This window comes from Roseivivax isoporae LMG 25204 (genome assembly GCF_000521865.1).
Classification (GTDB): domain Bacteria; phylum Pseudomonadota; class Alphaproteobacteria; order Rhodobacterales; family Rhodobacteraceae; genus Roseivivax; species Roseivivax isoporae.
On sequence record NZ_JAME01000039.1, the window covers coordinates 26,200 to 38,274 of the forward strand.

11 protein-coding genes are annotated in these 12,075 nt (G+C 70.7%); 6 read left to right on the forward strand and 5 right to left on the reverse strand.

Translation table 11 applies throughout. The annotated features are described in order from the left end of the window. Positions 1-69: 69 nt before the first annotated feature. Complete coding sequence (locus tag RISW2_RS19400) at positions 70-1,056, forward strand: 2-hydroxyacid dehydrogenase (RefSeq protein ID WP_043774175.1); 987 nt, start codon at positions 70-72, stop codon at positions 1,054-1,056. Positions 1,057-1,234: 178 nt separating this feature from the next. Here the strand turns inward: RISW2_RS19400 and RISW2_RS19405 are convergent, their stop codons facing one another. Then, entirely contained in the window at positions 1,235-1,921 is a 687-nt protein-coding gene (locus tag RISW2_RS19405; RefSeq protein WP_043774176.1) for a response regulator transcription factor, read from the reverse strand. 151 nt (positions 1,922-2,072) lie between these two features. Here RISW2_RS19405 and ribA point away from each other — a divergent pair, with 151 nt between their 5' ends. From ribA to RISW2_RS19420, 3 genes are all read left to right on the forward strand, one after another. Continuing rightward, complete coding sequence (ribA, locus tag RISW2_RS19410) at positions 2,073-3,164, forward strand: GTP cyclohydrolase II (protein ID WP_043774177.1); 1,092 nt, start codon at positions 2,073-2,075, stop codon at positions 3,162-3,164. Between the two features lie 70 nt (positions 3,165-3,234). Beyond that, a complete protein-coding gene (locus tag RISW2_RS19415; RefSeq protein WP_043774178.1) occupies positions 3,235-4,242 on the forward strand; it encodes an LLM class flavin-dependent oxidoreductase in 1,008 nt (335 codons plus the stop codon). Continuing rightward, positions 4,239-4,754, forward strand: a complete 516-nt coding sequence (locus tag RISW2_RS19420; RefSeq protein ID WP_043774179.1) for a L,D-transpeptidase family protein — start codon at positions 4,239-4,241, stop codon at positions 4,752-4,754. Before RISW2_RS19415 ends, RISW2_RS19420 begins: the two co-directional genes overlap by 4 nt. Here RISW2_RS19420 and RISW2_RS19425 read toward each other — a convergent pair. The 4 genes from RISW2_RS19425 to RISW2_RS19440 form a co-directional block, all read right to left on the reverse strand. Continuing rightward, the gene (locus RISW2_RS19425) at positions 4,738-5,343 is read right to left on the reverse strand and encodes a uracil-DNA glycosylase family protein (RefSeq protein WP_244437658.1); all 606 of its coding nucleotides are present in this window, start codon (positions 5,341-5,343) and stop codon (positions 4,738-4,740) included. The genes RISW2_RS19420 and RISW2_RS19425 overlap by 17 nt on opposite strands. Before the next feature lie 44 nt (positions 5,344-5,387). Next, positions 5,388-7,034: an alpha-glucosidase gene (locus tag RISW2_RS19430; protein WP_043774180.1), complete on the reverse strand. Its 1,647-nt coding sequence runs from the start codon at positions 7,032-7,034 to the stop codon at positions 5,388-5,390. Positions 7,035-7,089: 55 nt separating this feature from the next. Then, complete coding sequence (locus RISW2_RS19435) at positions 7,090-8,445, reverse strand: ABC transporter substrate-binding protein (RefSeq protein ID WP_043774181.1); 1,356 nt, start codon at positions 8,443-8,445, stop codon at positions 7,090-7,092. A gap of 177 nt (positions 8,446-8,622) precedes the next feature. Next, complete coding sequence (locus RISW2_RS19440) at positions 8,623-9,663, reverse strand: substrate-binding domain-containing protein (protein WP_043774182.1); 1,041 nt, start codon at positions 9,661-9,663, stop codon at positions 8,623-8,625. Positions 9,664-9,779: 116 nt separating this feature from the next. Between RISW2_RS19440 and RISW2_RS19445 the strand changes: the two genes are divergently transcribed. Both RISW2_RS19445 and RISW2_RS19450 read left to right on the forward strand, forming a co-directional pair. Then, positions 9,780-11,372, forward strand: coding sequence for an alpha-amylase family glycosyl hydrolase (locus tag RISW2_RS19445; RefSeq protein WP_043774183.1), 1,593 nt, complete (start codon positions 9,780-9,782; stop codon positions 11,370-11,372). A 72-nt stretch (positions 11,373-11,444) separates the two neighbouring features. Further along, the coding region (locus RISW2_RS19450) for an SseB family protein (RefSeq protein ID WP_043774184.1) at positions 11,445-12,075 on the forward strand (631 nt) is incomplete at its 3' end.

The following is a 12,075-nucleotide window of genomic DNA, read 5'->3' on the forward strand; positions in this document are numbered from 1 at the left end:
TGTGCCCCGTCCAGTCTTGCGACACTGTGCCCCGAAAGATTGTTGCTTGGAAGACGGGGGAGACCGGCCATGCCATCTAAGCGGCTGAGTGTTGTCGTCACGCGACGCTTGCCCGATGTGGTCGAGACGCGCCTGTCGGAACTGTTCGACGTGCGCCTGCGCGACGACGACACGCCCATGTCGCGCGCGGCTCTCGTGGCCGCCATCCAGGACGCCGACGTCCTGGTCCCCACCGTCACCGACACGATCGACGCGGGCCTCATCGGGCAGGCGGGCGAGCGGCTGAAGCTGATCGCGAATTTCGGCGCCGGTGTCGACCATATCGACGTGGACACCGCGCGGTCGCGCGGGATCCTCGTGTCCAACACGCCGGGCGTGGTGACCGAGGACACCGCCGACATGGTCATGGCGCTGATCCTCGGCGTCACCCGACGCATTCCCGAGGGCCTGTCCGTCATGCAGGCGGGCAACTGGCGCGGCTGGGCGCCGACCGCGTTCCTCGGCGGGCGGATCGGCGGCAAGCGGCTCGGCATCCTCGGGATGGGGCGGATCGGGCAGGCGGTGGCGCGCCGGGCGCGCGCCTTCGGGATGCAGGTCCACTACCACAACCGCCGGCGCCTGCGCCCCGAGATCGAGGAATCGGTCGAGGCCACGTACTGGGAAAGCCTCGACCAGATGCTGGCACGCATGGACGTGGTGTCGGTCAACTGCCCGCACACGCCCGCGACGTTCCACCTGCTGAACGCGCGGCGGCTGCAGCTCATGAAGCCGTCGGCGGTGGTGGTGAACACCTCGCGCGGCGAGGTCATCGACGAGAACGCGCTGGTGCGCATGCTGCGCGCCGGGGAACTGGCCGGTGCCGGGCTCGACGTCTACGAGCGCGGCGTCGACGTGAACCCGGAACTGCGCGACCTGGCGAATGTCGTGCTGCTGCCGCACATGGGGTCGGCCACGCGCGAGGGCCGCGTCGAGATGGGCGAGAAGGTCATCATCAACGTCAAGACCTTTGCCGACGGCCACCGGCCGCCCGACCAGGTCGTGCCGGCGATGCTCTGACGGGCGACCGTCTCCCCGAGAACCGGACAAAAAAAGGCCGGGCACAAAGCCCGGCCAGGTCCAACAGGGAGGTTGGCATGTGATGACCCGCACATGCCCACGGGCTCCGGTGTAACAGATGGAACCACGTCCGGTTCCCTCCGTCAGGTGCGAATTTCCGGACTTTGCGCAATTGCGCTCACGACACCAGCCGGTAGCCGCCGGACTCGGTCACGAGCAGCCGCGCATTCGACGGATCCGGCTCGATCTTCTGGCGCAGGCGGTAAATGTGCGTCTCGAGCGTGTGGGTCGTCACGCCGGCATTGTAGCCCCAGACCTCGTGCAGCAGGACGTCGCGCGGCACGACGCCCTCGGGCGCGCGGTAGAGGAACTTGAGGATGTTCGTCTCCTTCTCGGTCAGGCGGATCTTCTTGTCCGCCTCGTCGACGAGCATCTTCATGGACGGCCGGAACGTGTAGGGCCCGAGCTGGAACACCGCGTCCTCGGACTGCTCGTGCTGGCGCAGCTGCGCGCGGATGCGCGCGAGCAGCACGGGAAAGCGGAAGGGCTTCGTCACGTAGTCGTTCGCCCCCGCGTCGAGCCCGAGGATCGTGTCGGCGTCGCTGTCGTGCCCGGTCAGCATCACGATCGGCGCCTTGACGCCCTGCTTGCGCATGAGCTTGCACAGTTCGCGGCCGTCGGTGTCGGGCAGGCCGACGTCGAGGATGACCAGGTCGTAGAGCTGTTCCTTGACGCGCGACATGGCGGCCGAGCCGTTCTCGGCCTCGAACACCTCGAAGTCCTCGGTCAGGACGAGCTGCTCGGCCAGCGCTTCGCGCAGGTCCTGGTCGTCGTCGACCAGCAGAATGTTCTTGAGTTGCGCCATCTTGCGGTCCTCCGATCTTTCAACGCAAATGTGAAGACACGCCTGCGGCGACAAGGAATGCTGCAGGGGTTTCACAGCCTCGTGTATCGACGGGCGCTTTGTTACATCGACATTGCACCGAGCCGCAGAAATCCATCCGAAAGGCGCGCCCATGTCCTTCGCTCCCGACCTGACCGAAACGCTGGCGCGTGCGCGCTCCGACCTGCGCATGGGGGTGCCGGTCGTGCTGGCGGATGCCGGTGGCGGAGCGCTCGTCATGGCGGCCGAGACGCTGAGCGAGCCCCGGCTCGCCGAAGTCCGCGCCCTCGACCTTCCGGTCGACCTCGCGATCACCGGGCGCCGCGCGCAGACTCTGAAGGCGCGCGCCTATGACGGCGACATCGCGCGGGTGATCCTGCCGCCCGACGCCACCCGCGCCTGGGTGGAGGCGGTGGCCGATCCCGCCGACGACCTGCGCTCGCCGATGAAGGGGCCGCTCGCCACGCGGCGCGGCGGCGATTGCGGCCTGCACCGGCTCGCGCTCACCCTGACGAAGTCGGCGCGCATCCTGCCCGCCGCCATCGTCGTGCCGCTCGAGGACGGCGCCGCCTTCGCCGCGGCGCACCGCCTGACGCTGGTCGATGCCGCGGCCGCCGCGCCGCACCTGCTGCGCCTGTCGCCGCTCGAGCACGTGGTCACCGCGCGAGTGCCCCTGCGCGCGGCAGAGAATGCGCGGCTGCACATCTTCCGTCCCGAGGACGGGTCTGAGGAGCACTATGCGATCGAGATCGGCCGTCCGGACCGAGACGCGCCGGTGCTGGCGCGACTGCACTCCGCCTGCTTCACCGGCGATCTCCTCGGCTCTCTCAAGTGCGATTGCGGTCCGCAGCTCAACGCCGCGCTGAACCAGATGGGGCAGGAGGGCGCGGGCGTGCTCCTGTACCTCAACCAGGAGGGGCGCGGCATCGGGCTTGCCAACAAGATGCGTGCCTACGCGCTGCAGGACCAGGGCTTCGACACGGTCGAGGCGAACCACCGGCTAGGCTTCGAGGACGACGAGCGCGATTTCCGCCTGGGCGCGGCGATGCTCGAGGCGCTGGGCGTGACGACGGTGCGGCTCCTGACCAACAACCCGGCCAAGATCGCGCGGATGCGCGACAGCGGCATCGAGGTGACCGAGAGGGTGCCGCTCAAGGTCGGCGAGACGCGGTTCAACCACCACTACCTGCTGACCAAGGCGCAGAAATCCGGCCACCTCCTCTAGCGACCAAGGCGCGCGGGCGGCTTTTCATCGGCGCCCGGGCTTCCTAGGTTCCGGGGGAAGGAGACGATCCATGCGCTATTCCCTGCTCGACCTCGCCCCCGTTCCCGAGGGCTCCGACACCGCGACCGCGCTCGCCAACATGGGCGCGCTCGCCCGCCACGCCGAAGGGTGGGGCTACCACCGCTACTGGCTGGCGGAGCATCACAACATGCCCGGCATCGCGTCGGCCGCGACGTCGGTCCTGATCGGTCACGTGGCGGGCCTGACCTCGACCATGCGGGTCGGCGCGGGCGGCATCATGCTGCCGAACCACGCGCCGCTGGCGGTGGCCGAGGCCTTCGGCACGCTCGCGACGCTGCATCCCGGACGCATCGACCTGGGCCTCGGGCGCGCGCCCGGGGGCGACCACGCGGTGATGCAGGCGCTCGGGGTGCACCCGTCCCGCGCCGAGCGTTTCGCCGACGAGGTGGCGCTGCTGCGGGCGCTGCTCGGGCCGCGCATGGAGGGTCTGCCGGTGCGCGCGCATCCGGGCGAGGGCACCGAGGTGCCGCTCTGGATCCTCGGCTCGTCGCTCCACGGGGCCGAGGTCGCCGCGATGCTCGGGCTGCCCTATGCCTTCGCCTCGCACTTCGCGCCGGCGGCGCTGGAACAGGCCTTCGCGCTCTACCGCGCACGGTTCGAGCCGTCCGAACAGCTTGACCGGCCGCACGCCATGCTGGCCGTCAACGTCTTTGCCGGGGACAGCGATGCCGAGGGCGCGCGGCTGCGCACCTCGATGCAGCAGGCATTCTACCGGCTGCGGACCGGCGCGCCGGGCAAGCTGCCCGCGCCGGTCGACGACCTCGACCGGGTGATCCCGCGGGGTGCGCAGGCGACGGTCGATGCCGCGCTGACCGTGTCCGCGGTGGGTGGGCCTGCCACGGTGCAGCGCCAGCTGGCCGCGCTGATCGAGCGCTACCGTCCGGACGAGGTGATCCTGACCGGCCAGATCCACGACCACGACGCGCGGCTTCGGTCCTTCGAGATCGGTGCGGACGCCATGCAGGCGCTCGGCGCCGAGGTGGGCCAGGCCGCATGAAGGCGTCCGACATGGTGCTGACGCCCATGGGCGTGCGGTTCGCCGGCCGGCTCTGGCCCTGCGAGATCGGACGGGGCGGCGTGCGCGCGGACAAGCGCGAGGGCGATGGCGCGACGCCCGTGGGCATCCACCGCATCGTCGGTATGCTCTACCGTCCCGACCGGATGGCGCGCCCCACGGACTGGGCGCTGCCGATCGGGCCGGCCGACCTCTGGTCGGACGATCCCGGCCACGAGGACTACAACCTCATGGTCCGCGCGCCCTATCCGCACAGCCACGAACGGCTCCGGCGGGCGGACCCGATGTACGACCTCGTCATCCTGACCGACTGGAACTGGCCGCGGGCCGAACGCGGGCGCGGCTCGGCGATCTTCCTGCACCAGCGCCGCCGCGCGGGCAGCCCGACCGCGGGCTGCATCGCGTTCCGGCGCGACCACCTGCGCCGCATCGCGCCGCTCATCCGCCACGAGACGCGCGTGATCGTTCCCGAGGCGCTCAGCGGCCGCCGCTGAGCGCGGCCGCGACGGCGGTCCGCAGCGCGGGCACGAGCTCGGCCTCGACGAACGGATTTCGCCGCAGGAACGCGGTGTTGCGCCAGGACGGGTGCGGCAGCACGAAGGTTCCGGGGGCGAGACGCTCCCAGTCCGCGACCACCTCGCGCACAGGCCGCGCATCGCCGAGATGCCGCCGGAAGGCGTAGCCGCCGATCAGGATCCGCAGGGGCGCAGCCCCGAGCGCGTCGAGCACGCGGTGATGCCAGGTTTCCCAGCAGATCGGTGGGGGCGGCAGATCGCTGCCCTTGGCGTCGTAGCCCGGAAAGCAGAAGGCGGTGGGCACGACGGCCACACGGGTCGTGTCGTAGAACGTCTCGGGCCCGATCCCCATCCAGTCGCGCAGCCGGTCGCCCGAACGGTCGTGGAACGGCTTGCCGGCCTCGTGCACGCGCAGGCCCGGCGCCTGCCCGCAGACGAGGATGCGCGCGCCCGCGTCGAACCACGGGACGGGCCGGGGCGCGTGGCGCGTCCTGGTCGCGGCGAAGCGGTCGGCGCAGATCCGGCAGGCCCGGATGGCCTCGCGCAGGGAAGCGATGTCGTCGGTCACCGCGGCAAGGTGTGCACGGCGCGCGCCGATGGCAAGCGGGTCCTTCAGCCTTTGTCGAGAAGGAGCGCGAAACCCTCGTAGGGCACGAGGCGCTCGGTCGCGCCGAGGCTGCCGCGGGCCTCGACGGTGTGCAGGAGCGGCGTGCCATCCCCCTGTATCCCCTGCGGAATCTCGACTTCGGCGGGACTGGCGCCGAGATTCACGAAGACGGCGAGACAGGTGCCCTCGTGCCGGCGCAGGAAGGCCACAACCTGCGGGTGGTCGGGCAGGATCGCCTCGAACCGGCCCAGTGCCACCACGTCGTGGTCGCGCCGCAGCGCCACGAGGTCGCGGTAGAAGGCGAGTACGCCCTCGGGGTCGGCGCGGTCGCGGGCCACGTTGATCTCGGGGAAGTTCGGGTTCACCTCGATCCATGGCGCGCCGGTGGTGAAGCCTGCATGCGGACCGGCATCCCATTGCATGGGCGTCCGGCTGTTGTCGCGGCTCGTGGCGTTCGCGCCGGCGATGAAGTCCTGGGGCGGGACTCCGGCCTCGATCTGTTCGGCGTAATGGTTCAGCGTCTCGAGGTCGCGGTACTGGTCGATCCGATCGAAACGGGCGTTGGTCATGCCGATCTCCTCGCCCTGGTAAATGAAGGGCGTGCCCTTCATCAGGTGGATCACCATCGCGAGGGCCTTGGCCGACCGGACGCGGTAGACGCCGTCGTCGCCGTAGCGCGACACCTGGCGCGGCAGGTCGTGGTTCGTGAGGAAGAGCGAGTTCCAGCCGTCGTCGGCGAGCGCCTCCTGCCAGGCGAAGAGCGTGTGCTTCAGGGCAACGATATCAAGGGGTTTCGGGCGGAACTTGCCGAGCTTCTCGTCCCAGCCCTCCTTGATGTGGCTGAACTGGAAGACCATGTCGAGTTCGCCGCGGTCGCGGCCGCAATAGAGCAGCGCGGTATCGAGGCTGACGGACCAGGATTCGCCGATGGTCACGATGTCGCGGCCGGCGAGCGCCTCGCGGTGCATTTCCTGCAGGAAGGTGTGGAGGTCGGGCCCTTCCTCGTCGATGCCGCCGTCGACGTCCTTGCCGATGAGGCTGATCACGTCCATGCGGAAGCCCGCGATGCCGCGGTCGAGCCACCAGGTCATCATGTCGTAGACCTCGGCCCGGAGCCGCGGATTCTGCCAGTTGAGATCCGGCTGTGCCGGGCTGAAGAGGTGCAGGTAGTAGCGCCCGACCTCGGGAACGAAGGTCCAGGCCGGGCCGCCGAAGGCCGCGCGCCGGCCGTCGGGCGGGCCGCCGTCCGGCGCCGCATCGCGCCAGATGTAGTAGTCGTGTTCCGGTGCGTCACGAAATGCACGCGCCTTCCGGAACCATGGATGGGCATCCGAGGAATGGTTCACCACAAGGTCCATGACGATGCCGATGCCGCGCGCGCGGGCCTCGGCGATCAGGTGGTCCATGTCCTCCATGGTGCCGAATTCGGGCGCGATCGCGCGGTAGTCGGCGATGTCGTAGCCCATGTCGGCCATGGGCGAGGCGTAGACCGGCGAGAGCCAGACGAAGCCGATTCCGAGATCCGACAGGTGGTCGAGCCGGGACGTCAGACCGGGGAGGTCGCCGATCCCGTCGCCGTTCGAATCCTGGAAGCTGCGCGGATAGACCTGGTATCCGGTGGCGCGGTGCCACCAGCGTTCTGGGCTCTGCATGGCGTCTCCTCGGGCGTATGGGTCGGGTATGGCTCGCATATGGCTTTCGCAGGGCTCAGCGGATGCCCTGCCAGCGGCGTTCGATGTCGGCCGCGACCTGTTCGGCGCTGGCGCCGGTCTGGTAGTCGACCATGCCCGACCAGAACGCCGAGGTGCCGATCTCGCCCGGCATGAGGTCCGATCCGTCGAAGCGGAAGGTGGTGGCCTCGGTCAGGATGGCGCCTTGCGCCGCCTGCACGTCGGTCGCGTAGGCGTCGGTGTTGGCCTCGAGATGCGGGGTCAGGAACTGTCCCTGCGCGATCGCCATCTCGTGCGCGAAGGGCGTCTTGAGGAACTCGATGAAGGCGCGGGCGAGGGGGCCGTCGGTGGTGATGCCGACGAGCCCGCCCGAGCCCAGGACGGGGGTCCCGAGGTCGCGGTCATCGTAGGCGGGGAAGTAGAAGAAGTCGGCGTCGCGCCCGACCTCGACGTTCGGCGGGAAGAAGTTCGGGATGAAGCTCGCCTGCCGGTGCATGTAGCAATCGGGCGGGATCGCGAAGAGCCCGTCGACGCTGTCGCGGAAATCGGTCGTGGCGACGGCGTCGGTGCCGCCCACCACGAAGGCGTCGGTGCGCGCGAACCAGCCGAACTCGTCGATGGCCGCCACGATGCGGGGGTCGTCGAAAGGGATCTCGCCCGTCACCCACTGGTCGTAGACCTCGGGTGGCTGCGTGCGCAGGACCATCTCCTCGACCCAGTCGGTGGCGGGCCAGCCGGTGGCCGCGCCCGCGCCGAGGCCGATGCACCACGGCGTGCCGCCGTCGTCGGCGATGTCCTCGGTCAGGGCCTTCAGCTCCTCCATCGTTTCGGGGATGTCGTAGCCCATCTCGTCGAAGGCCTGCGGCGAGTACCAGACGAGGCTCTTGACGTCGGTGCCGAAGATCATGCCGTAAACGGCCTGAGTGCCGTCAGGGCCCTCGAACGTGGCGAGGTCGGCCCAGGAGGCGCCGGCGGCGAAGGTGTCCTCGAACCATGCGCGGGTGCCGTCCTCGAGCGGCGCGAGCGCGCCCTGGCCCGCGAGGTCGCGGGCGAGGCCCGGCTGCGGGAACATGGCGATGTCGGGCAGCGAGCCGGCCTGGTTCGCGATCACGATGTCCTGCTCGAAGCTGTCCGAGCCCGACAGGCGCACCGTCGCGCCGGTCGCTTCCTCGAAATAGGCGAAGACGTTCTCGAGCTTGTCCTTGTCGTCGCCGGTGGAGGCGCCCGAGACCGCGAGGACCTGCCCGTCGAAATCGTGCGCGTCGGCAAAGGCCTGCCACGCCTCCCAGGAGAACGGCCCCTCGCCGATCGGGTGGAGCAGGTCCTGGGCCCGGACGGGGGCGGCGAGCGCGAGCCCCAGCGCGGCGGTGGTGAGAAGGTGCGTGGTGCGCATGGTCCTGAATCCTCCCGTCAGGTGGTGGCCGGCGCCGGGTGCGGGACGATCAGCGCAACAGCATCGCGCCCCGATCGTTCCAGCCCGGAGGCCTGCCCAGATGGTCCGAAACGCGGGATCGTGGCGATCCGAAACGTTTCGGTCGCTTCATGCGATAGCGCCTGCGGGGCGATTCGGTCAATGCGCGTTTTCCGGCGGGGGCGCGATCGAGGCGCCCTCGATCACCTTGAAGGGGGCGACGCGCTGCAGCGCGGCCGGATCCTCGCCCGCCACCGCGCGGGCGAGGAAGTCGGCGAGGTGGGGCCAGCTGTCCGCGATGGGGGCGCGGGTCCGGTGCAGGGCAGGGGCGAACCCGTCGGCGCCCACCGCGCGCAGCACGTCGTCATGTGCGGTCACCGAGACGTCACCCGGCACGGTCAGGCCGAGCGCCCGGATGCCGGCGAAGACACCCTTTGCCACCAGGAGGTTGCCGCAGATGATCGCGGTCGGCCGGGTGGCGGGATCGGACAGGAGGCGGATCGCCGCGACGAGCCCGTTGCCCTCGGTCATGGGGGCGCGGACCACGAGCGCGGGGTCGGGGCGCAGCCCCGCCGCCTCGAGCGCCGCGCGGTAGCCGTCCTCGCGGAAGGCGGTGAAGGCCGCGCCGGGCCCGGCATCGACGAGCGCGATCCGCGTGTGCCCGAGCGCCGCGAGGCGCGCGGCGTGGTCATGCAGGATGGCGCAGTTGTCGACGTCGAAGAACGGATAGGGCGGCGCGGCGTGCGAGCGGCCGTGCACGACGAAGGCCACGCCGCTGTCCTCGAGGTGGCGGATGCGCGGGTCCCCGGGGCAGGGCCCGAGCAGGACGAAGCCGTCGAGCCCGCCGCCGAGGCGCAGGCGGTCGTAGACCGGGCGCGCGTCGCCGGTGCCGGGCGGCATGAGGTGCAGCACGAACTGGATGTCGCGGCGGGAGAATTCGCCGCTGAGGCCCAGCACGGTCTCGAAGAACACGCTGTCCTCGGGGGTGTCGGGGCCTGCCTCGGCCACCAGCCCCACCACGCCCGAGCGTCCCGAGACGAGCCGGCGCGCGGTGAGGTTCGGGATGTAGTTCAGTTCCTTGACGGCGGTCTCGACCCGGGCGCGGGTGCGGGCGCTGACATCGGAATGGCCGTTCAGCGCGCGGCTGACCTGGGTGACGGAGAGCCCGAGGTGGCGACTGAGATCCTTGAGGGTGGTCATTTCCGTGCCTCCTGACCGCGCTACACTAGGCGGGTCGGATTGCGAATCCAAATCGTTTCGGATATTCCGGCCAGAACATCTTCCGTAACGCTTCGGATGCGGGAAAGGAGACAGCGATGGCACGCGACGAATGGTGGCGGGGCGCCGTGACGTACCAGATCTATCCGCGGTCCTTCCAGGATGACGACGGCGACGGCATGGGCGACCTGCGCGGCATCACCCGCCGGCTGGGCCATGTGGCGGATTTGGGCGTCGACGCGATCTGGCTTTCGCCGGTCTTCACCTCGCCCATGGCGGACATGGGCTACGACGTGTCCGATCACCGCGACATCGACCCGAGCTTCGGCACCCTCGCGGATTTCGACGCGCTGGTGGACGAGGCGCACCGGCTGGGCCTGAAGGTCATCATCGACCAGGTGCTGTCGCATTCCTCGGACCGCCATCCGTTCTTTACCCAGAGCCGGGCGAGCCGCGACAATCCCAAGGCGGACTGGTACGTCTGGCACGATCCCAAGGTGGACGGGACGCCGCCGAACAACTGGCAGGCCATCTTCGGCGGGCCGGCCTGGACCTGGGACGTGCGGCGCAAGCAGTACTACTTCCACCAGTTCCTGCCGCAGCAGCCCGACCTCAACTTCCACAATCCCGAGGTGCGGGCGTGGGTCCTCGAGACCCTGCGGTTCTGGCTCGAGCGGGGGGTCGACGGGTTCCGGCTGGACGCGGTGAACCATTTCTTCCACGACGCCGAGCTCAGGGACAACCCGCCCGACTGGCGCGAGAAGACCGAGCCCGACTACAAGACCTTCGAGATGCAGTTCCCGAAATATTCCAAGAACCGGCCGGAGAACCTGCCGTTCATGGAGGAGATGCGGCGCGTGCTCGACGGCTACGAGGGGCGCGTGTTCATCGGCGAGATCGGCGAGGCGCACCACCCGGCGGAGCGGCTGGCGGAGTACACCGCCGCGGGCCGGCTGCACATGGCCTACAATTCGGAGCTGATGGGCACGCGGTTCTCGGCCGCGCATGTGCGCCGGCAGATCGACCGGCTGTTCACGGAGACGCCGGAGAGCTGGCCGTGCTGGGCGTTCTCGAACCACGACGTGCCGCGGCACGTGTCGCGCTGGGCGACCTACGGCACCGACCAGGATGCGCTGGCGCGCATGTGCGGGACGCTGCTTCTGTCGCTCGAGGGCTCGGTCTGCCTGTACCAGGGCGAGGAGCTGGGGCTCGGGCAGGCGGACCTGGCCTACGAGGAGCTGGTCGATCCCGAGGGGCTGAACTTCTGGCCGGACAACAAGGGGCGCGACGGCTGCCGCACGCCCATGGTCTGGGAGGACGGGCCGCATGGCGGGTTCTCGGCCGCGGAGGTCACCTGGCTGCCGGTGAAGCCGCCGCACCTGACCCGCACCGTGGCGTCGCAGCAGGGACAGGCGGCCTCGGTGCTCGAGACCTACCGGGCGATGGTGGCGCTGCGGAAGGCCGCGCCGGAGCTGCGCACCGGGCGCACGACCTTCCTCGACACCGACGAGCCGGTGCTCATGTTCCGGCGCGGCGAGGGGCATCTGTGCGTCTTCAACCTCGGGCCCGCGGCGACCGAGGTGGCGCTGCCGGGCGCGCTGGCGGCGGATCTCGCGGTGAACGGGGCGGAGGTCGCGGACGGCATGGCGCGCCTGCCGGGCAACGGCGCGCTGGTCGGCCGGCTGGCCTGAGGCCGGCGGCCCCCTTGCCATCGGCGCCGCGAGGGCGCAGGTCGGCGGGGGGACAGGCCCCAGGGAGGCGAGATGACCGACGAGACCCCGCTCGACGCCGCGCACCGCGTGATGACCGAGGCGCCCGAGGACGACGCGGCGCGGCTGCGGTTCTACGCGCGGCTCGCGGACAGCGAACTCTGCCTGATGCTCGTGCGCGAGGCCGAGGGCGGCACGCTCGATCCCGAGATCTTCGCGGTGGAGGGCGGACGGTTCGTGCTGGCCTTCGACCGGGAGGATCGGCTCGCGGCCTTCGCGGGGCGCGCGGTGGCCTACGCGGCCATGCCGGGCCGGGCGCTGGCCGGCATGCTGGCGGGGCAGGGCGTGGGGATCGGGCTGAACCTCGACGCCGCGCCGTCGGCCATGCTGCTGCCGGCCGAGGCGGTGGACTGGCTGGCGAACACGCTCGCCGAGGCGGAGGGCACGCCGGCGCCGGCCGAGGCGCGCCCGGTGGAGGTGCGCCCGCCCGAGGGGCTGCCGCGGACGCTGCTGGCCGCGCTGGACGGGGCGCTCGCCCGGGCCGGGGGCATCGCGTCGCACGCGGCGCTGGCCGCCGTGCGCTACGAGGACGGCGGGCGCGGGCATCTTCTGGCCATCGTCGGCGCGGCGCCCGGCGCGGAGGGCGCGCTGGCGCGGTCGGTGCAGGAGGCGCTGGTCTTCTCTG

Excerpts from the sequence above, each read along its gene's own strand:
- RISW2_RS19400 (WP_043774175.1), top strand. The coding sequence starts at position 70 with ATGCCATCTAAGCGGCTGAGTGTTGTCGTCACGCGACGCTTGCCCGAT.
- RISW2_RS19405 (WP_043774176.1), bottom strand. The coding sequence starts at position 1,921 with ATGGCGCAACTCAAGAACATTCTGCTGGTCGACGACGACCAGGACCTG.
- ribA (WP_043774177.1), top strand. The coding sequence starts at position 2,073 with ATGTCCTTCGCTCCCGACCTGACCGAAACGCTGGCGCGTGCGCGCTCC.
- RISW2_RS19415 (WP_043774178.1), top strand. The coding sequence starts at position 3,235 with ATGCGCTATTCCCTGCTCGACCTCGCCCCCGTTCCCGAGGGCTCCGAC.
- RISW2_RS19420 (WP_043774179.1), top strand. The coding sequence starts at position 4,239 with ATGAAGGCGTCCGACATGGTGCTGACGCCCATGGGCGTGCGGTTCGCC.
- RISW2_RS19430 (WP_043774180.1), bottom strand. The coding sequence starts at position 7,034 with ATGCAGAGCCCAGAACGCTGGTGGCACCGCGCCACCGGATACCAGGTC.
- RISW2_RS19435 (WP_043774181.1), bottom strand. The coding sequence starts at position 8,445 with ATGCGCACCACGCACCTTCTCACCACCGCCGCGCTGGGGCTCGCGCTC.
- RISW2_RS19440 (WP_043774182.1), bottom strand. The coding sequence starts at position 9,663 with ATGACCACCCTCAAGGATCTCAGTCGCCACCTCGGGCTCTCCGTCACC.
- RISW2_RS19445 (WP_043774183.1), top strand. The coding sequence starts at position 9,780 with ATGGCACGCGACGAATGGTGGCGGGGCGCCGTGACGTACCAGATCTAT.